We start from the raw sequence: 23549 nt of genomic DNA, 5'->3' as shown, positions 1-23549 counted from the left end.
GCGGTCGCCTGCCGCGCGGGCGGTGCCGCGGGCCGGGCGGGCCGGGGCCGCGGGGAGTTGGCCCTTCAGGGGGCCCCATTCGTTCGGGTCGGGTACACCGGGAGGCAGCATCTGGCGGCGCTTGGGCCCGCCGTGCTCCGACTCCCCCGGCTCCTTCGCGCCGGGCCACGCCTTCGCGACCCGGGCCGCCAGGACGAAGTCCTTGCGCAGGGGGTGGCCTTCGAAGGTGTCCGGCAGGAGCAGCGGCACCAGGTGCGGGTGGCCTGCGAAGTCGACGCCGAACATCTCGTGCGTCTCGCGCTCGTGCCACGCCGCGCCCGCGTAGACGTCGACCGCGGTCGGCAGGACCGGGGCGTCGTGCGGGACGGTCGTACGGATGAGGAGGCGACGTACCGGAGAGAGGGCGACGACGTGGGCCGAGACGAAAAAGCCCGTGCCCGGCTCGTCGACAGCGCTCAGCCAGTCGAAGTAGGTGCAGGTCAGGGTCGTGCGCGCGGTTTCGAGCGCCGCGATCCAGGAGCTCGGCGGGACGTCGACCGTCAACAGGTCGTACGACTCGTCGGCCGTGGCCTCCGCGCCGAAGAGCTCCTCGACAGGGCTCGGCAGCCAGCCGGTCATGCCTTCCCCTCCCCCGGCGTCGAGGCACCCGGCACCACCGGCGGCTTCACGAGTCCGCTCTGGAGAGCCGCCGTCGAAGGCCGGTTGCCACCGCCGGCCCCACCGCCGTTGCCCTTGCCATAGCCGTACCGCTCGCCCAGCGACTCCGCCGCGATCTTCTCCTGGAGCTTGAGGATGCCCTGGAGGAGCGCTTCGGGACGGGGCGGGCAGCCGGGTACGTACACATCGACCGGAATGATCTGGTCGACGCCCTTGGTCACCGCGTACGAATCCCAGTACGGGCCGCCGCAGTTGGAGCAGGCGCCGAAGGAGATGACGTACTTCGGCTCGGGCATCTGCTCGTACAGGCGCTTCACGGCAGGGGCCATCTTGTCCGTCACCGTGCCCGACACCACCATCAGGTCGGCCTGGCGCGGGCCGGGCGCGAACGGGATCACGCCGAGCCTGATGAAGTCGTGCCGGGCCATGGAGGCGGCGATGAACTCGATGGCGCAACAGGCGAGGCCGAAGTTGAAGACCCACAACGAGTACCGGCGGCCCCAGTTGAGGACCACCTTCATCGGCTCGGGTGCCAGGCGCGAGAGCACGCCAAGCTTCTGCGGCTCGGGCGTGGGGAGCAGTGTCGGCTCGGGCAGGAGCACGGGCTCCGGGGTCACGTCCATGTCGGGCTCCGGGGTCACGTCCATGTGAGGACGCCCTTCTTGTATGCGTACAGCAGGCCCACGGTCAGGAAACCGAGGAAGATGAACATCTCCACCAGCGTCGTCGCACCGTAGCCGGGCGCGGCGAAAACCGTCGCCCATGGAAAGAGGAAGATCGAGTCGACGGCGAAGATGACGTAGAGGAACGCGTAGACGTAGTAGCGGACCTGGGTGTGGGCCCAGCCCTCGCCGACCGGGTCGACGCCGCACTCGTACGTCAGGAGCTTCTCGGGTGTCGGCACTACGGGGCGCAGCAGCCGCCCCGCGCCGAAGGCGACAGCGACGAACAGCACGCCGACCACGGCGAGCAGTCCGACGACGGAGTACGACTGGTAGTAGCTCGCCGCGACGTTCGTCACGTGCACGTCAGCCCCTCACTCCCTGATACTTCCTGACCGCCCTCTGGCACAGACACGGATCACTGGTCACCGATCACTGGCCACTGATCACTGTTCGACGATCTGTACGCACGGGAGTCTAGGGCCTGCTAAAGGCGAGGTAAGCAGAGCGTCACGCATCGGCAAGGACTGATCGCTCGTGATGTGGCACCGCCGGGGACAGGACGGGTGGGGTTATCCCCCGGGTGTCCGGGCGGTCCTCCTCATGGCATCGCGGCGTCGAGCCGTGCACCCTAGCGCTTATGACCGCACGCGCCATGTCCTCGTCCACGTCCCCGCCGCCGCCCGCGCGCTTCGCCGCGTACGACCGGCAGACCTGGAAGGAGATCGCGCACCTCCTCGCCAACCTCCCGCTCGGCGTGGCCGGTTTCGTCTACGTGGTCGTGACCCTCGCGGCCGGCGGCGGCCTCGCCGTGACGGTCATCGGCCTGCCGCTGCTCGCCGGCGCGCTGCTCGGCGCGCGGCTGATCGGCAAGTCGGAGCGGGCCCGGGCACGGAAGCTGCTCGGGTTGCGGATCGACGAGCCGAGTCCGATGCCGAAGCAGCGCGGGCACGGCTTCTTCAGCTGGCTGTGGTCGAGCCTGAAGGATCCGGTCGGCTGGCGCACGATGCTGTACTCGTTCATGCGGCTGCCCTGGGGCGTGGTGACGTTCACCGTCAGCCTGGTCGGGCTCTTCGTGCTGTGGCCCGTGCTCCCCTACATCGTGCGCGGACTGACCAACGCCGACCGCGCGATGGTGCGCGGGCTGCTCTCGCCCTCCGACGAACTGGAGCGGCGCATCGTCGAGTTGGAGTCGGACCGCGGTGTCGTCGTCGACACGGCTGCGGCCGACCTGCGCCGCATCGAGCGCGACCTGCACGACGGGGCACAGGCCCGCCTGGTCGCGCTCGCCATGGGGCTCGGTCTGGCCAAGGAGAAGCTCCTGGAGGGCCAGGCCGACGACACGGTGGCGGCGATGGTCGACGAGGCGCACGGCGAGGTGAAGCTCGCCCTCCAGGAGCTGCGCGACCTCGCCCGTGGCATCCACCCGGCGGTCCTCACCGACCGCGGTCTGGACGCGGCGCTTTCCTCGCTCGCCGCCCGGTGCACGGTCCCGGTGAAGGTGACCGCCGATCTGCCGTCGCGCCCGGCCGCGGCGATCGAGGGCAGCGCGTACTTCACCGTCTCCGAGCTGCTGCAGAACGTCAGCAAGCACAGCGGGGCGCGTACGGCGTCCGTGGAGGTGTGGCGCACCGACCAGCGGCTGCTCATCCAGGTCTGGGACGACGGCAGGGGCGGCGCGAGCCTGGACGGGGGCACGGGCATGGCGGGGCTCGCGGACCGGCTCGGCGCGGTCGACGGTCTGTTCGTGATCGATTCCCCGGAGGGCGGGCCCACGACGATCACCGCGGAGCTGCCGTGGCGGGACCGGGACCGCGATGCCCGCGGGTGATGCCCGCGCCGCGCAGGGACGACGCCCGGGGTCGGGACAGCCCTCGGGGTAGGGAAAACCCCCGGTCCAAGACACCTACGCACCACATGGTCCCGATCACGCCCGGCCAGCAGTCTTGAGGTACGACGCCGAACCCACACGGCAGGTACGACGCCGAACCCGCACGGCGGGTACGACGCCGACGCAGCCCACGACCGGGCGGACCGAGCAGAAACGGACGACACCGATGGCCACGGAGTACGGACAGGAGTACGGGCGCATGAACCGTTCGGAGTTCCGGGGATCCGACCTCGATGAGCGGCGGCCTCGTATCCCCGCCGGGCTGCGCGCGCCGATCGAGGCCCGCGCCTGGAAGGAATTCGGCTATGTGCTGCTGAGCCTGCCGATCAGCATCGTCACGTTCGTGTTCGCCGTCACGATGCTGTCGCTCGGCGCCGGCCTGCTGATCACGTTCATCGGCATCCCGGTGCTCGCCGCCGGGCTCGCCGCCTGCCGTGGCTTCGGCTCCCTGGAGCGGGTGCGGGCACGCGCGCTGCTCGGCGTGGACGTCGCGAACCCGGAGCCGCTGCGGCCCAAGAACGGCGGCGGCGCGATGGCGTGGATGGGCGCCGTGATCAAGAGCGGTGTCTCCTGGCGGCACGTCCTCTACTCCATCCTCCACATGCCGTGGGCGGTCTTCTCCTTCACCGTGTCGGTGGCCTTCTGGACCTACGGCTGGATGATGCTCACGTACCCGCTGTGGCAGTGGCTCTTCCCGATGTACGGGGGCCAGGGCGGCATCCAGCTCTACGGCGACGACAACCACCGCATCTACCTGGACAACCCCTTCGAGATCGGCGCCACCGCCCTCACCGGCCTGCTGATCACCCTCGCCACCCCCTGGATCATCCGGGCCCTGACCACCGTCGACCGCGTCATGGTCGTCGGCCTGCTCGGCCCGTCGAGCCTGGCGACCCGCGTCGTCGAGCTGGAGTCGGACCGCGGTGTCGTCGTCGACACGGCGGCGGCCGACCTGCGCCGCATCGAGCGCGACCTGCACGACGGGGCACAGGCCCGCCTGGTCGCGCTCGCCATGGACCTGGGCCTGGCCAAGGAGAAGCTGACGGAGGACCCCGAGGCCGCGGCGCGCATGGTGGGCGAGGCGCACGGCGAGGTGAAGGTCGCCCTCCAGGAGCTGCGCGACCTGGCCCGCGGCATCCACCCGGCGGTCCTCACCGACCGCGGCCTGGACGCGGCGCTTTCCTCGCTCGCCGCCCGGTGCACGGTCCCTGTCCAGGTCGATGTGGACCTGCCCGCGCGTCCCGCCGCCGCGATCGAGGGCATCGCGTACTTCACCGTCTCCGAGCTCCTGCAGAACATCAGCAAGCACGCGCGGGCGACCCGTGGCTCGGTCGACGTCTGGCAGGTCGAGGACCGGCTGATGCTGCAGGTCTCCGACGACGGGGCGGGGGGCGCGGATGTGACCAGTGGCTCCGGTCTCGCGGGGCTCGCCGAGCGGCTCGACGCGGTCGACGGGATCCTGGTCGTGGATTCGCCCGTGGGCGGGCCCACGACCGTGACGGCGGAGCTGCCCTGGCGGGCGTAGCCGCGGAACTTGTTCCGCTCACCCACCCGATCGTTGCCCTCACCCACCCGATCGCCCGCAGCACGGGCGGTCGGGTGGGTTCTGCCGTGCCCCGCCATGAGCGAACACGGGCAAGCGGTTGTCCGTGAACGCCGTAACGCCCCTTCGTAGGCGCGATACTGAGGTGCCGGGGGACAGACCAGAACCGAATATGCCGGGGGGCCGTGGACGTGGAGGACAAAGTGCGGGTCGTCATCGCCGAGGATTCAGTGCTGCTGAGGGAGGGCCTGACCCGGTTGCTGACCGACCGCGGGCACGACGTCGTCGCGGGGGTGGGCGACGCGGACGCGCTGATCAAGACGGTCAACGAACTCTCCTCGACGGGCGCGCTGCCCGACGTGGTCGTCGCCGACGTGCGGATGCCGCCGACGCACACCGACGAGGGGGTGCGGGCCGCGGTCCATCTGCGCCACCAGTTCCCGGGCCTCGGGGTGCTCGTCCTCTCCCAGTACGTCGAGGAGCAGTACGCGACCGAGCTGCTCGCCGGATCCAGCCGTGGCGTCGGCTATCTGCTCAAGGACCGCGTCGCCGAGGTGCGCGAGTTCGTGGACGCGGTGGTGCGCGTCGCGCAGGGCGGCACCGCGCTCGACCCGGAGGTCGTGGCGCAGCTGCTCGGCCGCAGCCGCAAGCAGGATGTCCTCGCGGGGCTTACACCGCGCGAGCGCGAGGTACTCGGTCTGATGGCCGAGGGGCGGACGAACTCCGCGGTCGCCCGGCAGCTGGTGGTGAGCGACGGCGCGGTCGAGAAGCACGTCAGCAACATCTTCCTGAAGCTGGGGCTCTCCCAGAGTGACGGGGATCACCGGCGTGTGCTGGCGGTCCTCACCTATCTCAACTCCTAGCAATCTGACACCCTGTCAGGTATTTGGCACCCGCAGGAGCAACGGCAACAGCATGAGCGCGGAGAACAGTCCTAGAACCAAAGGATGAGTGGGGGCGTCTTCCATGACGGGCCGGGGGGCGAGGCAGACCATGACAAAACAGGGCATTGAAGCGTCTCAAAAGCGTGTCCGTCATGCGATCTACCCCAGGAAGGCGACCCTTACAGACGTAGGGTGGGCCTTGGGGAGGCCGGTCGCCCAGCCCTTCCCGCTCAGCCGCCCGAGGGAGGTCCAGTTCAGTGACCAGCCAGGTCAGTAGCCCAGCCGAGCAGGCCGATGGGACAGTCGTCGGAGAGCAGCGCAAGCCTGCTGGTGAGAAGGATGTACGCCGTCTGGACCGGGTGATCATCCGCTTCGCGGGTGACTCCGGTGACGGTATGCAGCTCACCGGTGACCGGTTCACTTCGGAGACGGCGTCCTTCGGGAACGACCTCTCGACACTCCCGAACTTTCCCGCCGAGATCCGTGCTCCTGCCGGGACCCTGCCGGGCGTCTCCTCCTTTCAGCTGCATTTCGCCGACCACGACATCCTCACGCCGGGTGACGCGCCGAACGTGCTGGTGGCGATGAACCCGGCGGCGTTGAAGGCGAACATCGCCGATGTGCCGCGGGGCGCGGAGATCATCGTCAACACGGACGAGTTCTCCAAACGGGCGATGGCCAAGGTCGGCTACGAGGTGTCGCCGCTGGAGGACGGCTCGATGGACGGCTACAGCGTGCATCCGGTGCCGTTGACGACGCTGACGGTCGAGGCGTTGAAGTCGCACGGCCTGTCGCGCAAGGACGCGGGGCGCAGCAAGAACATGTTCGCGCTGGGTCTGCTGTCGTGGATGTATCACCGGCCGACCGAGGGGACGGAGAAGTTCCTGCGGGCGAAGTTCGCGAAGAAGCCGGAGATCGCCGAGGCGAACATCACGGCCTTCCACGCGGGCTGGAATTTCGGGGAGACGACGGAGGACTTCGCGGTCTCCTACGAGGTCGCTCCCGCCTCCCACGCCTTCCCGACCGGCACCTACCGCAACATCTCGGGAAACCTGGCCCTCTCCTACGGCCTGATCGCCGCAGGTCAGCAAGCGGATCTGCCGCTCTACCTGGGTTCGTACCCGATCACTCCGGCCTCCGACATCCTGCACGAACTGTCCAGGCACAAGAACTTCGGGGTGCGCACCTTCCAGGCCGAGGACGAGATCGCGGGCATCGGCGCCGCCCTGGGCGCGGCCTTCGGCGGCTCCCTCGCGGTGACCACGACCTCCGGCCCCGGCGTGGCGCTGAAGTCGGAGACCATCGGGCTTGCGGTCTCGCTGGAACTGCCGCTGCTGGTGGTGGACATCCAGCGCGGCGGGCCCTCCACCGGACTTCCGACCAAGACCGAGCAGGCGGATCTGCTGCAGGCCATGTTCGGGCGCAACGGCGAGGCACCGGTGCCGATCGTGGCACCCAAGACACCGGCCGACTGCTTCGACGCCGCGATCGAGGCGGCCCGGATCGCGGTCACCTACCGCACTCCGGTGTTCCTGCTCTCCGACGGTTATCTGGCCAATGGCTCGGAGCCGTGGCGGATCCCCGACACCGATGAACTCCCGGACCTGCGCGTGCAGTTCGCCTCGGGCACCAACCACACCGAGGACGACGGCACCGAGGTGTTCTGGCCCTACAAGCGCGACCCGCAGACGCTGGCGCGTCCGTGGGCGATCCCCGGCACGCCCGGCCTCGAACACCGCATCGGCGGCATCGAGAAGCAGGACGGCACCGGCAACATCTCCTACGACCCCGCCAACCACGACTTCATGGTCCGCACCCGCCAGGCCAAGATCGACGGCATCCAAGTCCCCGACCTGGACGTCGACGACCCGGACGGCGACGCCAAGTTGCTCGTCCTGGGCTGGGGATCGACCTATGGCCCCATCACCGCTGCGGTACGCCGCCTGCGCGCGGCCGGCGAGAGCGTCGCGCAGGCTCATCTGCGCCACCTCAACCCCTTCCCCCGGAATCTGGGCGAGGCCCTGAAGCGTTACGACAAGGTGGTGATTCCCGAGATGAACCTCGGGCAGCTCGCCACACTGCTCCGCGCCAAGTACCTCGTGGACGCGGTCTCGTACAACCAGGTCAATGGAATGCCGTTCAAGGCCGAGCAGCTCGCCACGGCTCTCAAGGAGGCCATCAATGGCTGACACGAAGACCGAAGGCACCGGGAGCACGATCGAAGCGCTTTCTCTGGTGCCCAAGGCCGAGGCCAAGCAGTCCATGAAGGACTTCAAGTCCGATCAGGAGGTGCGTTGGTGCCCCGGCTGCGGTGACTACGCCGTCCTGGCGGCCGTGCAGGGCTTCATGCCCGAACTCGGCCTGGCCAAGGAGAACATCGTCTTCGTCTCGGGCATCGGCTGCAGCTCCCGCTTCCCGTACTACATGAACACCTACGGCATGCACTCCATCCACGGCCGCGCCCCCGCCATCGCCACCGGACTCGCCTCCAGCCGACGGGACTTGAGCGTCTGGGTCGTCACCGGCGACGGCGACGCCCTGTCCATCGGCGGCAACCACCTCATCCACGCCCTGCGCCGCAACGTCAACCTCAAGATCCTGCTGTTCAACAACCGGATCTACGGCCTCACCAAGGGCCAGTACAGCCCGACTTCGGAAGTCGGCAAGATCACTAAGTCGACGCCGATGGGCTCGCTGGACGCGCCCTTCAACCCGGTGTCGCTGGCGATCGGCGCCGAGGCCTCCTTCGTGGCCCGGACCGTCGACTCCGACCGCAAGCACCTCACCTCGGTGCTGCGCGAAGCCGCTGAGCACCCCGGCACCGCGCTGGTGGAGATCTACCAGAACTGCAACATCTTCAACGACGGCGCCTTCGAGGTGTTGAAGGACAAGCAGCAGGCCGAAGAAGCCGTCATCCGCCTGGAGCACGGACAGCCCATCCGCTTCGGAGCCGACGGCGCCAAGGGCGTCGTCCGCGACCCGCAGACCGGCGATCTCAAGGTTGTCCCGGTCACGCCGGAGACCGAGTCCCAGATCCTGGTCCACGACGCGCACTCGACGTCCCCGACGCTGGCCTTCGCGCTGTCCAGGCTGGCCGATCCCGACACGCTGCACCACACCCCCATCGGCGTCTTCCGCAACGTCGAACGCCCGGTCTACGACACGTTGATGTCCGACCAGCTCGACACCGCCATCGAGCAGAACGGCAAGGGCGACCTGGCCGCGCTGCTCGCGGGCGGCGACACCTGGACCGTCGTCGGCTAGCTCAACCCGCTTGTCCCGAGGCCCGGTTCTGATCCTTCAGGACCGGGCCTCGTCGTACACCTGACGCGCCTTCTGTACGTCCCCCAGGCGCCGCTCGGTCCACTCGGCGAGCGCCCGGACCTGCGCGCCGACCTCGCGCCCGAGATCGGTGAGTGAGTAGTCGACGCGCGGCGGAATGACCGGCTTGGCGTCGCGGTGCACGAGGCCGTCACGCTCCAGGGTCTGCAGGGTCTGCGTCAGCATCTTCTCGCTGACCCGGCCAAGAGCCCGGCGCAGCTCGCTGAAGCGGTACGAGCGCTCGTCCAGGGCGATCAGGACGAGCACGCCCCAGCGGCTCGTGACGTGTTCCAGGACGAGGCGCTGCGGGCACATCCCCTCGTCTCCGAGGTTCCAGTTACTTACTGCCATGCCCGTACCTTACTTCAAAGTGGGTACTTTCCAATAGTTAGCGCTAGACGTAGGCTCATCGTCAGAACCTCACCAAAGGGAGATCTCAGACATGAGCATCGTCGTCACCGGAGCCACCGGACACCTCGGCCGTCTCGTCATCGACGGGCTGCTCGACGCGCGGGTGCCCGCCGGGCAGATAGCCGCCGTCGTCCGCGACAAGGAGAAGGCCGCCGATCTGGCCGCGCGCGGCGTCGAGCTGCGGATCGCGGACTACAGCGCGCCCGAGACCCTCGCCGGCGTCTTCGCCGCGGGCGACAGGGTCCTGCTGATCTCCGGCAGCGAGGTCGGGCAGCGCGTGCCGCAGCACGCGGCGGTGATCGACGCCGCGCGTGCGGCGGGCGTCGCACTGCTCGCGTACACCGGCGTCCTCGGCGGACCCGACGCCGACTTCAGCCTCGCGGCCGAGCACAAGGAGACCGAGCGGCTCATCCTCGAATCCGGCCTGCCGCACACGTTCCTGCGCAACGGCTGGTACCACGAGAACTACACGGCCAACCTCGCGCCCGTCCTGGAGCACGGCGCCGTCGTCGCCTCCGCGGGCGAGGGCCGGATCGCCTCCGCCGCACGCGGCGACTACGCGGCTGCCGCGGTCGCCGTACTGACCGGCGACGGCCACGAGGGCAAGGCGTACGAGCTGAGCGGTGACGTCGCGTGGAGCCTCGCCGAGTACGCCGCCGAGATCGCCCGGCAGACCGGCAAGGACATCTCGTACGCGAACGTCCCCGCCGAGCAGAACCACGCGATCCTGACCGGCGCCGGTCTTCCCGAGCAGTTCGCCACGATCCTGGTCGACGTGGACTCGGCGATCGAGCGGGGTCTGCTCGCCGGTACGAGCGGTGATCTGGCCCGGCTCATCGGGCGGCCGACGACGCCTGTCGCCGACGCGATCTCGGCCGCGCTCAAGGGCTGACGCGGGCGAGACGGAGGTCATGACCGTTTTCGTGAGACGGGCATGACAGAGGGACGTCCGTGCCGATACCTTCTTGAGGGCAGCGTGGGGCTGCCGTGCACCAAGGAGGGGCCGTGGACGCTGCCGCAGCTGCAGCTGAGCAGTCGAAGGGCGAACAGCGCATAGGACTCCTGAACGGCTTCGCGGCCTACGGAATGTGGGGCCTCGTGCCCCTCTTCTGGCCCCTGCTCAAGCCGTCCGGGGCGGGCGAGATCCTCGCGCACCGCATGGCGTGGTCGCTCGTCGTGGTCGGCGTCGCGCTGCTTGCCGTGCGGCGCTGGGCCTGGGCGGGCGAGCTGATCCGGCAGCCGCGCAAGCTGGGTCTCGTGACGATCGCCTCGGCGGTCATCACGATCAACTGGGGCGTCTACATCTGGGCCGTGAACTCCGGCCACGTCGTGGAGGCCTCCCTCGGCTACTTCATCAACCCCCTGGTCACCATCGCGATGGGCGTCCTGCTCCTCGGCGAACGGCTGCGCCCCGTGCAGTGGGCGGCCGTCGCCGTCGGCCTCGCGGCGGTCCTCGTACTCGCCTTCGGGTACGGGCAGCCGCCGTGGATCTCGCTCTGCCTCGCCTTCTCCTTCGCCACGTACGGCCTGGTGAAGAAGAAGGTGGGCCTCAGCGGCCTGGAGTCGCTGGCCGCCGAGACCGCTATCCAGTTCCTGCCCGCGGTCGGGTTCCTGGTGTGGCTGAGTGCGCGGGGCGACGCCACGTTCGGCTCGGAGGGCGTCGGACACGCGGCTCTCCTTGCGGCGACCGGTGTGGTCACCGCCATTCCGCTGGTCTGCTTCGGCGCTGCCGCGATCCGGGTGCCGCTTTCCACCTTGGGGTTGCTGCAGTACCTCGCGCCCGTCTTCCAGTTCGTGCTCGGCATCCTGTACTTCCATGAGGCGATGCCGCCCGAGCGGTGGGCCGGGTTCGGGCTCGTGTGGCTGGCGTTGACGTTGCTGACCTGGGATGCGGTGCGCGGCGCGCGGCGTCATGCGGGTCGGCTAGCCGCTGCGCGGGAGGCTGCGGCGGCGTCGTCCTCCTCCTCCGCCGCGGGGCGGGAGACTGAGCCCGCGGCTTGACGCTGCCGCCTCTGCCGCTCTCGACTGCGGGTACTTCGTGGCTGGTCGCGCCGTTCCCCGCGCCCCTAACGGGGCGCCCTGTTTGCTTGCTTCTGCGGGTGCTTTGTGGCTGGGCGCGCCGTTCCTCGCGCCCCTTACGGGGCGCCCTGTTCGCTTGCTTCAGCGGGTGCCTTGTGGCTGGGCGCGCCGTTCCCCGCGCCCCTTACGGGGCGCCCCCGGTAGGGCACTCAGGCCCAGGCCCCCGCCGACGCCGCTGTCTTCGCGTATGTGCTGAAGTCACGCGGCTCCCGGCCCAGGACATCCCGTACGCCCGTCACCGGCGTCGCGTTGTGGCCTTCGGCCAGCCAGGCGAGGACGTTCGCGAGGGCCCGGGCCGTGTCGGCGGGGACGTCGGCTGCCGTCAGCTCGGCCACGTACGCGTCCGGCGTGATGTCCTCGAACCTCATCGGGCGCCCCGAACGCTCCGCAAGCTCCGCGACCGCGTCGGCGAAGGTCAGCGCGCGCGGCCCGGAGAGTTCGTAGACCCGGCCCGTGTGACCGTCCTCGGTGAGCAGCGCGGCGGCCACGTCCGCGATGTCGTCCACGTCGATGAACGGCTCCGGCACGTCGCCGACGGGCAGCGCGAGGCGGCCTTCGAGGAGGGGCGCGGCGAAGATGTCCTCGTCGAAGTTCTGCGAGAAGTTGTTGGGGCGGATGACCGTCCAGTCCACGCCCGCCTCGCGCACCACGCGCTCCGCCTCCGCCATGGACGGCTCGAAGGAGTCGCCGAACACCTCGACGCCCCGCCCTGACAGGACCACGAAGCGGCGTACGCCCGCCGCCGCGGCTTGGTCAACGAAGTCGGCGATCGGCTCCGGGTCGGGCGGGCCGACCAGGTAGAGGGCCGACACGCCCTCCAGGACCGGGCCCCAGGTGGCGCGGTCGGTCCAGTCGAAGCGGGTCTCGCCGGAGCGGGACGCCGCGCGCACGGTCCGGCCCTGGTCCCGCAGCCGGGCGACCACGCGGCGGCCCGTCTTGCCGGTCGCGCCGAGCACGAGGATGGTCGAATTCACTGTCTGCGCTGCCTGTGCCTTGTTTTCGGTCATGGGCACAGCCAATCGCGTGCGGAGCGAGGGAGACATGGGCGTTCGTCTCGCGCGGATGGGAGTCCGTCTACGGTGGCCACATGGACGCACTGGGGGATCTGCTGCGCGGCGTACGCGCGGACGGCGCGCTGTTCAACCGCGCGGTGCTGAGCGGGCCTTGGGAGTCGGAGCACAGCGAGGGGGCCGCGCTGACGCTGATCGCGGTGGTGGGCGGTGCGGCGCGGATCGCTGCCGGGTCGGGTGAGCCGCGCACCCTGCGGGAGGGGGACGCGGCCGTGGTCTGCACGACGGCCCCGTTCACGCTCCGCGCCACGGGGGGCGGCTCCGACGCGTGCGAACTCGTCACCGGCGCCTACCAGTTGGACAGTGCCGTGGGCCGGCGCCTGGTCAGCATGTTGCCGCCGCTCCTGGTCGTCCCCGCGGGCGAGGACTGCATGCCCATCCTGGAGTTGATCGCCGGGGAGGTGGCCGCGGACCGGCCGGGGCGCCAGTACGTGATGGACCGGATGCTCGACTGGATGCTGGCCTGCACCCTGCGTGAGTGGTTCGACCTGCCGGACGCCTGCCCGCCCGCCTGGTACCGCGCGCTCGGCGACGAGGTGGTCGGCCCTGCCCTGCACGCCATGCACGACGAACCGTCGCGGCCGTGGACGGTGGCATCGCTCGCCGCACGCGCCCAGGTGTCGCGCGCGGCGTTCGCCCGCAACTTCGCCGAGCTGGTCGGCAGGCCCCCGATGGCGTACCTCACCGAGTGGCGGATGACGCTCGCCGCCGAGCTGCTCGCGGAGCCGGGCGCGACGGTGGCGTCCGTGGCCGGGCAGGTCGGATACGCGGACGGGTTCAGCTTCAGCGACGCCTTCAAACGAATCCGAGGCATCGCCCCAACCGGCTACCGCGCCTCACTGACCACCGGTCGACCACCCTCCGCCTCACTCCGGGCGACGGGCTGACCGCCGTGGGACACGTCGGCCCCACCTCCTGCGGTTTCGGCGCAATCATCGCTACCTTCACCCAGAAGCGATCAGATATGCCCGAAAGTGACATGTCGAGCGATATGACGAGCGACATGACCTGACCGAATCCGGCAGGAGGTCGAGACCCCCCGTGGCCGTGACGACGCGTTTGAGTGGCCGCCTCCCGAGCCGTCTCTCCGGCCGCCTTTCCGGCCGTCTCCCGAGCCGTCTCTCCGCCCGCGACGACCTCCCCCTCCTCGCCGCCTGCGCCGCCTTCGCCCTCCTCTCCCTCACTCTCGTCCCGCTCACCCTCACCCTCGGCTGGGACGAGATCGTCTACGCGAGCCGCTTCCCGCCGTACGCGCCCGCCACCCCCTTCAGCGCTCCCCGCACCCGTGGCGTCCCGCTGCTCATCTCTCCGGTCGCGGCCTGGAGCGACTCGACCGTCCTGCTCAGGGTGTGGCTGACGCTGCTCTCGACCGCCGCCCTCTACCTCGGCTTCCGCCCCTGGCTGCGTGTCCTCGCGCACCGTCCCGCCGCCGTCGGCGTGGCCGCCGGGCTCTACGGAAGCCTCTGGTTCGCGCTGTTCTACGCGAACGCCGCGATGCCGAACCACTACACCGCCATGGGAATCACGGCCGCGGTCGGCCTCTTCCTCTCGGCGAGCCCCGGGCGCCTCGCCCACGCGGGGATCGCGGCGGGGCTCGCCGTCGCCGCCCTCATGCGCCCCAATGACGGTGCCGCCGTCGCCCTCCCGCTGCTCGTCGCCGCCCTGCTCGTGCCCGCCTGGCGGACGTGGGGGCGCGTCCTGGCCGTGGTCGGCGGCGTCGTGGCCGGGCTGCTGCCGTGGGTCGTCGAGGCGTACGTCCGTTTCGGCGGCGTACGCGAACGGCTCACCGCCGCGAGCGACGTGCAGGGTGGGCTGCGTCCCCTCGCCGCCATCGAGGCCCAGTTCACCGCGCTGGACGGCCCGTTGCTCTGCCGCCCGTGCGGCGCCGACCAGCTCAGGATCGTGGCCGCCGAGTGGTGGATCCTGCTGCCGCTGCTCGTGGCCGCCGGGCTGTGGGCCACGGGGAGGGCGAGCGGCGCCACAGGGCGGACCGAGCAGACCGAGCAGACCGAGCAGATGAAGCGGACCGAGGACGGGTTGGCCGACACCGCCCGGGAGGTGGCGACCCGCCGCGCGCTCTGGCTCGCCGTGGCCGTCGCGTCGGCCGCCGCCCTCCCCTATCTCCTCCTCGTCCCCTACGGCGCCCCCCGCTTCCTGCTCCCCACCCACGCCCTCCTCGCGATCCCCGCGGCCCTCGGTCTCCTCGCCCTCGCCGACCGGGCGAAGCGCGCCGTCACCGTCGCCATCGCCGCCCTCCTCGTCGCCCACCTGGCGGTCCAGCTCCCGCTCGCCTTCGGCAACGCCCATATCCAGGCGGGCGCCCGCGGCGACTGGGCCCGCATCACCGATGTCCTGTACGAGCACGGGGTCCGCGCCCCGTGTCTCCTGGAGGGCAACGCTTCGGTGATCCCCATCGCGTACGTCTCCGGATGCTCGGCCGCCCACCAGGGTGACCGGCGGCAGCCCGCCGCCCTGGTCCTGCGCGGGAAGGAACCCCCGCGCTGGGCCCGCGACTGGCGGCGCCACCCCGTGCCGGACACCTACGCCCCCGGCTGGACGGTGCTCGTACCGCCGACGACCGCCCTGCGGAACACGTCGACCGATATGCGCTCTTGACGCACGGTCAAGCTCACCCGCACCATCAGGCACGCCAATTCCGTTCGAGGTTCACGGAATTGGCGTACCCCCACGGTACGAACGACCCAAGAGAACGATCCAACAGAACACGGAGCCCCCCACATGAAGCTCTCCGTTCCCGGACGTGCCACGGCAGCCGCCGTCATAGCCGTCGCCAGACTCCTCACCACCAGCGCGATATCCTCCGCGGCCCCCTCCCCCACGGCGGCCGCCCCCGACATCCCCGTGGCCAACGTCCAGGCCCACCTCTCGCAGCTCCAGTCCATCGCCTCGTCCAACGGCGGCAACCGCGCCCACGGCAGCGCGGGCTACAAGGCCTCCGTCGACTACATGAAGGGCAAGCTGGACGAGGCCGGATTCACCACATCGCTCCAGGAGTTCACCTCCAACGGCAAGACCGGCTACAACCTGATCGCCGACTGGCCCGGCGGCGACGCCGACCAGGTCGTCATGGCGGGCTCGCACCTCGACAGCGTCGATTCGGGCCCCGGCATCAACGACAACGGCTCCGGTTCGGCCGCGATCCTGGAGACCGCGCTCACCGTGGCGCGCGAGCAGTACAAGCCCACCAAGCACCTGCGGTTCGCCTGGTGGGGCGCCGAGGAGCTGGGGCTCGTCGGCTCCTCGCACTACGTCGACAAGCTGCCCGCCGACGAGCGCTCGAAGATCAAGGACTACCTGAACTTCGACATGATCGGCTCCCCGAACCCGGGCTACTTCGTCTACGACGACGACCCCACGATCGAGAAGACCTTCAAGGACTTCTACGGCGGCCTCGACCTCGCCACGGAGCCCGACGAGGAGGGCGACGGCCGCTCGGACCACGCCCCGTTCAAGGACGCGGGCATTCCGGTCGGCGGACTGTTCAGCGGCGCCGACTACGAGAAGACCGCCGAGCAGGCCCAGAACTGGGGCGGCACGGCCGGTGAGCCGTTCGACAAGTGCTACCACTCCGCCTGCGACACGGAGTCGAACATCGACGGGGCCGCGCTCAACCACAACAGCGACGCCGTGGCGTACGCGGTGTGGGGGCTCTCCGCCTAGGGCTCGGCTCCAGTAACCCCTGGACGCGATTACCTGCGCGTGCATATAGTGCACACGCAGGTAATCAGCAGCCGCCTTGTGTATCCGGACTTATGTATCCGGCCTTATGTGTCCAGGGGGACCCCATGACCCGCAAGTTCCTTTTCGTGCTCGGCAGCGCCCGCCCCGAGGGCAACACGGAGATCCTGGCCCGCCGGGCCGCCGAACAGCTCCCGTCGGACGTCGAGCAGCGCTGGCTGAACCTCGCCGACCACCCGCTGCCCGACTTCGAGGACCTCCGCCACGACAGCGACTACGTCCGCCCGTCCGGCGACAGCGCCGCGACGCTGCTCGACGCGACCGTCGAGGCGACCGATATCGTGATCGCGTCGCCCCTGTACTGGTACTCGGTCTCGGCCACCACCAAGCGCTACCTCGACTACTGGTCGGGCTGGCTGCGCATTCCCGGCGTCGACTTCAAGGGCACGATGGCCGGGCGCACCCTGTGGGGCGTGACGGCACTGGCCGACGACGAGCCGGCCGTCGCCGATCCGCTCGTCGGCTCTCTGCGCAACTCCGCCGCGTACCTCGGGATGCGCTTCGGCGGCGTACTGCTCGGCAACGGCAGCAAGCCCGGCGACGTACTGAAGGACGAGCCGGCGCTCACCGAGGCCAAGACGTTCTTCGCACAGGAGCCGCAGATGGCGCGCTTCCCCTACGAGAGCTGAGGGAGCTGAGGGAGCTGAGGCCCGTTACGCCGTGATGTCCTTCGCCCCGAACCGCGCCCACGCCGCCGAGCCGAACAGGGCCGCGTACAGGCCCTGCAGGCCGAGGTTCTTGACCAGCTCGTCCCAGTAGACGGGCTCACGCATCAGGTCCGCGAAGGACAGCCAGTAGTGCGAGAAGAAGTACGGCTGGATGGCGTGCAGTTGGGGGATCTGGTCGAGGATCTGGATCGTGATGAGCAGACCGACGGTCGTCGCCATCGCCGCGATGCCGCTGCTGGTCAGCGTCGACACGAAGAGACCGAGCGCCGCCACACCGATCAGTGACGCGGCGACCACGAGGGCGATGAGCAGGGCGCGCAGCAGTCCTTCGCCGAAACCGATCCGGGTGCCGGAGATCGTGGTGACCTCGCCGAACGGGAAGAGCAACGCCCCGACGGCGAGCGCCGAGACGGCCACGACGAGCGTCGCGACCAGGCAGAACGTCATCGTCGTCGCGTACTTGGCGAGCAGCAGGCGCGTCCGTCCCGCCGGGGCGACCAGGAGATAGCGCAGCGTCCCCGCGCTCGACTCGCCCGCGATGGAGTCGCCCGCGACGACGCCGACCGCCATGGGCAGGAAGAAGGGGAGGGTCGCGGCGAGCGCGGTGAAGACCAGGAACAGGCCGTTGTTGGTGATCTGCGCGATGAACGCAGGGCCCCCCGCCTCGCCGCCCCCGCCCACCGTCGAGCCGTCGCTGGTCTCGATCTTGACGGCGACGCCCACGAGGATCGGCACGGCGGCCAGCACACCGAGCAGGGCGAGAGTGCGCCAGCGGCGGAAGGTGATGCCGAGCTCGCTGCGGAAGAGCCCGAAGGTCCAGATCCGCCGCACTTCGCGTACGTCGCCACTCTCTCGTACGTCGCTGACTTCCGTCACGTCGACGACCTCAGCCCGCGACATCGAACCCCTCCCCCGTCAGCGCCACGAACGCGTCCTCGAGCGAGGCCCGTTCAACGCCGAAGCCCCGTACGCGTACGCCCGCCCCGACCAGGGCGGCATTCAGTTCCGCGAGGTCCATGCCGGTCTCCGCGCCCGGTGGCTCGCCCGTCACGCGGTCCTCCGTCACGACGAGATCCGTCACGCCGAGCTCCTTCAGGACGCGGGCCGCGTCCCCCGTGTCCGGGGTCGTCACGACAAGGCGCCCCCGCGCGCCGGCGGCCAGTTCGGCGACCGGGCCCTGGGTGATCAGGCGGCCCTGGGCCATCACCGCGGCATGCGTGCAGACCTGCTCGATCTCGTCCAGGAGGTGCGAGGAGAGGAAGACGGTCGTGCCTTCCGATGCCAACTCCCTTATCAGAGCCCGGATTTCGCGCATTCCTTGCGGATCGAGGCCGTTGGTCGGCTCGTCGAGCACGAGGAGCCTGCGCGGCTGGAGCAGCGCGGCCGCCAGGCCGAGGCGCTGCTTCATGCCGAGCGAGTACGCCTTCGCCTTCTTGCCCGCGGCGGCCGTCAACCCCACGCGGTCCAGGGCCGATTCGGCGCGGGCACGGCGGGTGCGCGGGTCGGCGGTCGGGTCGGCGGCGTCGTACCGCAGGAGGTTGTCACGGCCGGAGAGGAAGCCGTAGAGGGCGGGGCCCTCGATGAGCGCGCCCACGTGCGGAAGCACGGAGCGCGTGTCGCGCGGCATGGGGCGGCCCAGGACCCTGGCCCGGCCGGACGTTGGCTCGATCAGGCCCATCAGCATCCGGATGGTGGTCGTCTTGCCCGAGCCGTTCGGCCCGAGGAACCCGAAGACGCTGCCCGCGGGGACGGTGAGGCTCAGCTGGTCCACGGCGAGCTGTTTGCCGTAGCGCTTGGTGAGCGTGTCGGTCTCGATCACACTCTCCGTCGCCATACCGCCGGTGCTGATGCTGGTGCTCGGCACCTTGCCCTCCCCGCTCGAAGTCGTGACGGCGGGTCCGAGGTACCTGCCCGGCACCTCGGACCCGCCGCTCAATCGTCCAGCCGCACCGCGCTAGTTGGCCGCGTTCGCCGCCTTCACCAGGGCGTCCTTGGTGACCGCGCCGGCATAGACCTTGCCGTCCTCGGTGATGAGGGCGTTGATCAGGCGTGTCTTGAAGACCGTGCCCGAGCCGAACTCGCCCGACACCTTGTCACCCAGCGAGTCGAGGAGCCGCTGCGCGTCACCGGAGCCGCCCGTCGGGAGGCCCTGGCCGCCCGGCATCTTCAGCTCGGCGATGGAGGTCCAGCCCTTGCCGATGACGTTCAGACCGTTCAGGTCCTCCTCGCCCTTGAACTCCTTGCCCTTGAACTCCTTGCCCTTGAACTCCTTGCCGCCGAACTCCTTGCCGCCGTCCTTGAAGCCGTGCTTCTCGGCCTTGGCGTCATCGCCCTGCGTGACCTTCGCGCCCTTGGGCGGCGTGAAGTCGAAGGTCGACGCGGCCGGCTTGCCGAAGTCGACCTTGGTGAAGCCCGCGTCGACGACCGCGCTGCCGCCGCCCGACGGAGTGAGCGTGAACTTCAGCGGCGTACCGGTCTTGGAGTCCACCGCGACCGTGATCTGGCCGACCGTCGAGCCGGACTGCTTGGGCTTGATGACCAGGCGGTAGGCGTCGCGGCCCGCGACCTGCGCGGTGCCGTCCACCTTCACCGACGTCGTGTCGTCGGCCGCCTTCAGTGCTTCCTCGGCCAGCTCCTTGGGCGTGGACGGGACGCCCTTGGGGAGGTCCTTGTCTCCGGAGTCCTCACCGGTGGCCTTGCCCGCGGACTTGGAGTGGTACGCCTCGTTCGACTTGCTGTCGTACGCCCACACGTCGTCGCCGTTGTGGATCAGGCTGTACTCGGCGGCGTCGTCAAGGACGGACAGCTTCTGCTTGTCGGGGCCGTCCGCGGCGACGCGCAGCGTGTGCGTGCCGGACGCCAGCTCCATCAGCTTGGACTGCGGGTCCGCGGCCGAGCCCTCGCCGTCCCCGCCCTTGCCCCCGCCGCCCGAGCCGCTGCCCGGAGCGAAGCCGCCGGCCAGGTCGCCGCCGAGGGACGGAAGGCCGAGGTCGGTGCTGATCTTCACGGTGCCCGAGAGCTGCTCCGTGTCCGACGCGGCGATCTTCTCGATGAGTTCCTGTGCGGTGACATCGGGCAGCTTGGGGTCGCCCGACGTCGCGAGCGCCGGGACGAGCCCGATGGTCGCCGCCGCCACCCCCGCCACCGCGACGGGGACTACATAGCGCGCCGCTTTGCGGCGGCCTGCGCGCAGTTCCCCGGTCTCACTGGTGTTCTGCTCCGGTTCGTACGGTGCCATTGTGTGCCCTACCTCCGTGGTCGGCGGCGGCCTTCCCAGTACGTGCGTGCGTCCACCCCGCGCCGCCATTCTCACCCGAATAGGTCAGGAGTGGTTGTTCTTGCTGCACCTTGCTGTTGTCTATACGACCAAATCGGCCAGCCAGAAGCGTCAGACCCCGGGAGCAACTCCACGTACTGCTGTGGGATGACACAGAGCGGCGGCGCCTCCCCCAACCAGTAGGGGAGACGCCGCCCAGTACTCAGGGGTCAGCGCTGCACGAACACGTAGTCCGCCTTGTACGGCACGCTCTTGATGGCACCGGGCTCACAGGAACCCGCTGGTGCGACCCCGCCCTCCGTGTTCAGGCGCAGGATCTCGGCGGTGCCGGCGAGCAGACCCCGAGGCTTGCCGGTCTGGGTTGCCGCCAGGTCGAGTTCGGGGATGTTCTTGTCGCCGTTCGGGGTCCTTGAGATCAGCTTGCCGGTGACCTGGCTGCGGTCGGGGGCGGTCCAGCGCGGGGTGCCCGAGTTGGGGGCGACGAAGTCGTGCGCGATGCGGGCACCGAGCCGGGCGCGCACGTCACGCTGGGCGAAGGCGAACTTGCCGGAGCCGTCATCGGCCTTCTTGCACTCGTAGATCTGCTTGCCCTTGATCACGGACGCCTGGAAGTTGGCCGCCGCGTTGCTGAAGTCGAAGTCCGTGGTCACCTTGTGGAGCTGGCCGCGGACGGCGCCGCCGGGGAACTCGGCGGTGTGCAGGTTGGCGTAGAAGCTGTTGGGGTTCGCCTTCAACTGCTCGAGCAGCGCCGCGTCGTCGACCTTGACCGTGCCGGTGACGCGCTTGCCCTTGCTCTTCCCCTCGGCCTTGCCCTTGCCCTTGTCCTTGCCCAGCAGCTTGGTGAAGTCGACCTTGACGCCGCCGTTGGTGCCCCTGGCGCCCTGGTGGATGTGGAGGGCGGTCGGCTTGCCGGTGCCGCGCCACTTGACGGTGACCGACACCTTGTCGCCCTTGACCTCGACGAACTCGAGCGCCCGGCCGTCCTTGTCGCCGACCGCGGGCCCGCCCTGCACCGGCACCTCGTTCGCGCCGTTCATGCTCGCCGCGAAGATGGCTCCGCCGCTGCTGCTACTGCCACTACCGCTACTACTGCGACTGCTGCCGCTGTCCGCGACGGCGGGCGGCGCCACCACCGCCAGGCCGCCCGCGGCGGCGACGGCCACACCCGCGGCGAGCAGGGCCCGGCGGCGGTTCGCGAAAGTGCCTGAGGTACCAAAAGTGCCCATGATCCGAAAGCTCCCCGTATCCGAACTGACGCCCCCTGCGTCAGCTTCTGGGCATGCATACGGAGAGAATCCGAGTCTGGACTCAATCCAATCCCATCCAGATGATGTGACCTGCATCACATCGGCATAGGATCGAGTGAAAGGGGACCCGGCACAGCCAAGAGAGAGCAAGAAAAAAGGGGGTCGTCATGCTCGCGACCCGATCAAGCAAACCCAGGCGCACCCGACGGGTCAGCGGTTACGTCGCGGCGGCAGCCGCCGTCCTCGCTCTCACCGCGTCCGGCTGCGGCGACAGCGGCGGTGACGACGGCGGAGACAGCGGCAAGACCGGCGGCGACACCAAGACCTCCGCGACGCTCACCGCCACCAAGGTCGACGAGGTCGGCACGGTCGTCACCGACAGCAAGGGGTACGTCCTCTACCGCTTCGACGAGGACACCGCGAAGCCGCCCAAGTCCACCTGCAACGACACCTGCGCCAAGGTCTGGCCGGCCACACCCGACCCCGGCAAGGTCACCGTCGAGGGCATCGACAAGAGCCTCGTCGGCACGGTCACCCGCGACGACGGCTCCAAGCAGCTCACCCTCGACGGCTGGCCGCTCTACACCTACGTCAAGGACGACGAGCCGCGGGAGGCGCAGGGCCAGGGCGTGGACGGCACTTGGTACGCCGTCACGCCGACCGGCGCGAAGGCGCAGAGCGCCACGGACCAGCCGGATGACGAGGACTCCGGAGGCACGGGGGGTTACGGCTACTGACAGCCGCAGCCGTCGGCTCTACTGACGCCTCGGGCCCGCTGACAGCCGCCCCGAGGCCGGTTCGGGCGCTCAGCCCGCCCGGTGCACCACCAGATCGCAGAGCTCGACGAGCGACATCTTCGCGTCGCAGTCACGCAGCGGCGCGAGCGTGTCCCGGGCCTCCTCCGCGAACCGCACGGTGTCCTTGCGGGCCTGCTCCAGGGCCGGGTGGACCCGCAGCCGCGCCAGCGCCTCGGCGTGCCGGGCATCGTCCGTCAGGTCCGAGTCGAGCAGCTCGCACAGGGCGATGTCGTCGGCGAGCCCGAGCTTCTCCACCCGCTCGCGCAGGCGCAGGACCGGAAGGGTGGGGATGCCTTCACGGAGGTCCGTGCCCGGCGTCTTGCCCGACTCGTGCGAGTCGGACGCGATGTCCAGTACGTCGTCGGCAAGCTGGAAGGCGACGCCGAGCCGCTCGCCGTACTGGGTCAGGACGTCCACGACGGTCTCGTCGGCGCCCGACATCATGGCGCCGAAACGACACGCCACGGCGACGAGCGAGCCGGTCTTGCCGCCGAGCACGTCGAGGTAGTGGTCGATCGGGTCGCGGCCCTCGGTCGGTCCCGCCGTCTCCAGGATCTGGCCGGTGACCAGGCGTTCGAACGCCTCCGCCTGGATGCGGACGGCGTCCGGGCCGAGGTCGGCCAGGATGTACGAGGCGCGGGCGAAGAGGAAGTCACCCGTGAGGACGGCGACGGAGTTGCCCCAGCGCTGGTTGGCGCTCTCCACTCCGCGGCGCACGTCGGCCTCGTCCATCACGTCGTCGTGGTAGAGGGTCGCGAGGTGCGTGAGCTCGACGACGACGGCGGAGGGTACGACGCCCGGCGCGTACGGATCGCCGAACTGCGAGGCGAGCATCACGAGGAGCGGCCTGAACCGCTTGCCGCCCGCGCGCACCAGATGCTGCGCGGCCTCCGTGATGAAGGGGACCCCGCTTTTGGTGGCGTCGAGCAGACCTTCCTCGACGGCCGCCAATCCGGCCTGGACATCGGCTTCGAGAGCCTGGTCCCGCACGCTGAGGCCGAAGGGCCCGACGACGGTCACGAGGGGTTCTCCTGTCTGCTGACGATCACAAGTCGGTCACTCGGTCGATCATCACTCGGTTCGATCTTTGCGTGATGATCGCGTCGATGACACGGTTTGTCGATGTGTCGCTGCCATCACTCAAGTCAGCGTATCCGGTCGCCTTTCGATCACAGTGGGCACCCGCCTGTGCAATGCCGCCCAGGCGGCGTGCGATCACCACCGGTATGTTCTTGATCAGCTGATACGACCCAGAAGGCCGCCTTGCCCCGCAGGCAACGAAA

General features: G+C 69.9%; 22 protein-coding genes. 12 read left to right on the top strand and 10 right to left on the bottom strand.

Features of this window, described 5'->3' with window-relative positions; translation table 11 throughout:
- From ABD378_RS24765 to ABD378_RS24755, 3 genes are all read right to left on the bottom strand, one after another.
- Window positions 1–618: NADH-quinone oxidoreductase subunit C (locus tag ABD378_RS24765; protein ID WP_344523856.1), on the bottom strand; the 618-nt coding region annotated here is incomplete at its 3' end.
- Window positions 615–1304 (bottom strand): NADH-quinone oxidoreductase subunit B, encoded by a 690-nt coding sequence (locus tag ABD378_RS24760; RefSeq protein WP_344523854.1) that lies wholly within the window; start codon window positions 1302–1304, stop codon window positions 615–617. The genes ABD378_RS24765 and ABD378_RS24760, both read right to left, overlap by 4 nt.
- The gene (locus tag ABD378_RS24755) at window positions 1295–1684 is read right to left on the bottom strand and encodes an NADH-quinone oxidoreductase subunit A (RefSeq protein ID WP_266863289.1); all 390 of its coding nucleotides are present in this window, start codon (window positions 1682–1684) and stop codon (window positions 1295–1297) included. The genes ABD378_RS24760 and ABD378_RS24755 overlap by 10 nt, the downstream gene beginning before the upstream one ends.
- A gap of 275 nt (window positions 1685–1959) precedes the next feature.
- Between ABD378_RS24755 and ABD378_RS24750 the strand changes: the two genes are divergently transcribed.
- The 5 genes from ABD378_RS24750 (at window position 1960) to ABD378_RS24730 (ending at window position 8901) form a co-directional block, all read left to right on the top strand.
- A complete protein-coding gene (locus ABD378_RS24750; protein WP_344523851.1) occupies window positions 1960–3150 on the top strand; it encodes a sensor histidine kinase in 1191 nt (396 codons plus the stop codon).
- 226 nt (window positions 3151–3376) lie between these two features.
- Window positions 3377–4735 carry a sensor histidine kinase gene (locus tag ABD378_RS24745; protein ID WP_344523849.1) on the top strand — a complete coding sequence of 453 codons (1359 nt, stop codon included), beginning with the start codon at window positions 3377–3379 and terminating at the stop codon, window positions 4733–4735.
- Window positions 4736–4956: 221 nt separating this feature from the next.
- Entirely contained in the window at window positions 4957–5616 is a 660-nt protein-coding gene (locus ABD378_RS24740; RefSeq protein WP_344523862.1) for a LuxR C-terminal-related transcriptional regulator, read from the top strand.
- A gap of 278 nt (window positions 5617–5894) precedes the next feature.
- Entirely contained in the window at window positions 5895–7826 is a 1932-nt protein-coding gene (locus ABD378_RS24735) for a 2-oxoacid:acceptor oxidoreductase subunit alpha (RefSeq protein ID WP_344523847.1), read from the top strand.
- Window positions 7819–8901: a 2-oxoacid:ferredoxin oxidoreductase subunit beta gene (locus tag ABD378_RS24730; RefSeq protein ID WP_344523845.1), complete on the top strand. Its 1083-nt coding sequence runs from the start codon at window positions 7819–7821 to the stop codon at window positions 8899–8901. Before ABD378_RS24735 ends, ABD378_RS24730 begins: the two co-directional genes overlap by 8 nt.
- 36 nt (window positions 8902–8937) lie before the next feature.
- On the opposite strand, the gene ABD378_RS24725 is transcribed toward ABD378_RS24730, so the two are convergent.
- On the bottom strand, window positions 8938–9309 hold the full coding sequence (locus tag ABD378_RS24725; protein ID WP_344523843.1) for a winged helix-turn-helix transcriptional regulator: 372 nt from the start codon (window positions 9307–9309) through the stop codon (window positions 8938–8940).
- A gap of 91 nt (window positions 9310–9400) precedes the next feature.
- Here ABD378_RS24725 and ABD378_RS24720 point away from each other — a divergent pair, with 91 nt between their 5' ends.
- The gene (locus ABD378_RS24720; RefSeq protein ID WP_344523841.1) at window positions 9401–10261 is read left to right on the top strand and encodes an SDR family oxidoreductase; all 861 of its coding nucleotides are present in this window, start codon (window positions 9401–9403) and stop codon (window positions 10259–10261) included.
- A gap of 113 nt (window positions 10262–10374) precedes the next feature.
- Window positions 10375–11370: an EamA family transporter RarD gene (gene rarD / locus ABD378_RS24715; protein WP_344523839.1), complete on the top strand. Its 996-nt coding sequence runs from the start codon at window positions 10375–10377 to the stop codon at window positions 11368–11370.
- Between the two features lie 227 nt (window positions 11371–11597).
- On the opposite strand, the gene ABD378_RS24710 is transcribed toward rarD, so the two are convergent.
- Window positions 11598–12455 carry an NAD(P)H-binding protein gene (locus ABD378_RS24710; protein ID WP_344523837.1) on the bottom strand — a complete coding sequence of 286 codons (858 nt, stop codon included), beginning with the start codon at window positions 12453–12455 and terminating at the stop codon, window positions 11598–11600.
- An 80-nt stretch (window positions 12456–12535) separates the two neighbouring features.
- On the opposite strand from ABD378_RS24710, the gene ABD378_RS24705 reads away from it, so the two are divergent.
- The 4 genes from ABD378_RS24705 to ABD378_RS24690 all read left to right on the top strand — a co-directional run bounded on the left by ABD378_RS24705 (window position 12536) and on the right by ABD378_RS24690 (window position 16906).
- Entirely contained in the window at window positions 12536–13405 is an 870-nt protein-coding gene (locus tag ABD378_RS24705) for an AraC family transcriptional regulator (RefSeq protein ID WP_344523835.1), read from the top strand.
- 160 nt (window positions 13406–13565) lie between these two features.
- Complete coding sequence (locus ABD378_RS24700) at window positions 13566–15134, top strand: hypothetical protein (RefSeq protein ID WP_344523833.1); 1569 nt, start codon at window positions 13566–13568, stop codon at window positions 15132–15134.
- 123 nt (window positions 15135–15257) lie between these two features.
- Window positions 15258–16199 (top strand): M28 family metallopeptidase, encoded by a 942-nt coding sequence (locus tag ABD378_RS24695; RefSeq protein ID WP_344523831.1) that lies wholly within the window; start codon window positions 15258–15260, stop codon window positions 16197–16199.
- A gap of 125 nt (window positions 16200–16324) precedes the next feature.
- On the top strand, window positions 16325–16906 hold the full coding sequence (locus tag ABD378_RS24690) for a flavodoxin family protein (RefSeq protein ID WP_344523829.1): 582 nt from the start codon (window positions 16325–16327) through the stop codon (window positions 16904–16906).
- 24 nt (window positions 16907–16930) lie between these two features.
- On the opposite strand, the gene ABD378_RS24685 is transcribed toward ABD378_RS24690, so the two are convergent.
- The 4 genes from ABD378_RS24685 to ABD378_RS24670 all read right to left on the bottom strand — a co-directional run bounded on the left by ABD378_RS24685 (window position 16931) and on the right by ABD378_RS24670 (window position 21448).
- On the bottom strand, window positions 16931–17845 hold the full coding sequence (locus ABD378_RS24685) for an ABC transporter permease (protein ID WP_344523827.1): 915 nt from the start codon (window positions 17843–17845) through the stop codon (window positions 16931–16933).
- Entirely contained in the window at window positions 17832–18779 is a 948-nt protein-coding gene (locus tag ABD378_RS24680; RefSeq protein ID WP_344523860.1) for an ABC transporter ATP-binding protein, read from the bottom strand. The genes ABD378_RS24685 and ABD378_RS24680 overlap by 14 nt, the downstream gene beginning before the upstream one ends.
- Before the next feature lie 120 nt (window positions 18780–18899).
- Window positions 18900–20183, bottom strand: coding sequence for a LolA family protein (locus ABD378_RS24675; protein WP_344523825.1), 1284 nt, complete (start codon window positions 20181–20183; stop codon window positions 18900–18902).
- 248 nt (window positions 20184–20431) lie between these two features.
- On the bottom strand, window positions 20432–21448 hold the full coding sequence (locus tag ABD378_RS24670) for a CHRD domain-containing protein (RefSeq protein ID WP_344523823.1): 1017 nt from the start codon (window positions 21446–21448) through the stop codon (window positions 20432–20434).
- A 188-nt stretch (window positions 21449–21636) separates the two neighbouring features.
- Here ABD378_RS24670 and ABD378_RS24665 point away from each other — a divergent pair, with 188 nt between their 5' ends.
- Window positions 21637–22206: a hypothetical protein gene (locus ABD378_RS24665; RefSeq protein WP_344523821.1), complete on the top strand. Its 570-nt coding sequence runs from the start codon at window positions 21637–21639 to the stop codon at window positions 22204–22206.
- Between the two features lie 69 nt (window positions 22207–22275).
- On the opposite strand, the gene ABD378_RS24660 is transcribed toward ABD378_RS24665, so the two are convergent.
- The gene (locus ABD378_RS24660; protein ID WP_344523819.1) at window positions 22276–23286 is read right to left on the bottom strand and encodes a polyprenyl synthetase family protein; all 1011 of its coding nucleotides are present in this window, start codon (window positions 23284–23286) and stop codon (window positions 22276–22278) included.
- Window positions 23287–23549: the final 263 nt, after the last annotated feature.

The sequence above is a fragment of the Streptomyces rectiviolaceus genome, from assembly GCF_039533825.1.
Taxonomy (GTDB): domain Bacteria; phylum Actinomycetota; class Actinomycetes; order Streptomycetales; family Streptomycetaceae; genus Streptomyces; species Streptomyces rectiviolaceus.
Note: the sequence above shows the minus strand (reverse complement) of the source record. Positions and strands in the feature narration are given on the sequence as shown.

Coding starts and splice junctions, on each gene's coding strand:
- ABD378_RS24670 (WP_344523823.1), bottom strand. CDS start 21,448: ATGGGCACTTTTGGTACCTCAGGCACTTTCGCGAACCGCCGCCGGGCC.
- ABD378_RS24690 (WP_344523829.1), top strand. CDS start 16,325: ATGACCCGCAAGTTCCTTTTCGTGCTCGGCAGCGCCCGCCCCGAGGGC.
- ABD378_RS24695 (WP_344523831.1), top strand. CDS start 15,258: ATGAAGCTCTCCGTTCCCGGACGTGCCACGGCAGCCGCCGTCATAGCC.
- ABD378_RS24725 (WP_344523843.1), bottom strand. CDS start 9,309: ATGGCAGTAAGTAACTGGAACCTCGGAGACGAGGGGATGTGCCCGCAG.
- ABD378_RS24665 (WP_344523821.1), top strand. CDS start 21,637: ATGCTCGCGACCCGATCAAGCAAACCCAGGCGCACCCGACGGGTCAGC.
- ABD378_RS24705 (WP_344523835.1), top strand. CDS start 12,536: ATGGACGCACTGGGGGATCTGCTGCGCGGCGTACGCGCGGACGGCGCG.
- ABD378_RS24680 (WP_344523860.1), bottom strand. CDS start 18,779: ATGGCGACGGAGAGTGTGATCGAGACCGACACGCTCACCAAGCGCTAC.
- ABD378_RS24675 (WP_344523825.1), bottom strand. CDS start 20,183: ATGGCACCGTACGAACCGGAGCAGAACACCAGTGAGACCGGGGAACTG.
- ABD378_RS24720 (WP_344523841.1), top strand. CDS start 9,401: ATGAGCATCGTCGTCACCGGAGCCACCGGACACCTCGGCCGTCTCGTC.
- ABD378_RS24760 (WP_344523854.1), bottom strand. CDS start 1,304: ATGGACGTGACCCCGGAGCCCGACATGGACGTGACCCCGGAGCCCGTG.
- ABD378_RS24685 (WP_344523827.1), bottom strand. CDS start 17,845: ATGTCGCGGGCTGAGGTCGTCGACGTGACGGAAGTCAGCGACGTACGA.
- ABD378_RS24745 (WP_344523849.1), top strand. CDS start 3,377: ATGGCCACGGAGTACGGACAGGAGTACGGGCGCATGAACCGTTCGGAG.
- ABD378_RS24710 (WP_344523837.1), bottom strand. CDS start 12,455: ATGACCGAAAACAAGGCACAGGCAGCGCAGACAGTGAATTCGACCATC.
- ABD378_RS24730 (WP_344523845.1), top strand. CDS start 7,819: ATGGCTGACACGAAGACCGAAGGCACCGGGAGCACGATCGAAGCGCTT.
- ABD378_RS24750 (WP_344523851.1), top strand. CDS start 1,960: ATGACCGCACGCGCCATGTCCTCGTCCACGTCCCCGCCGCCGCCCGCG.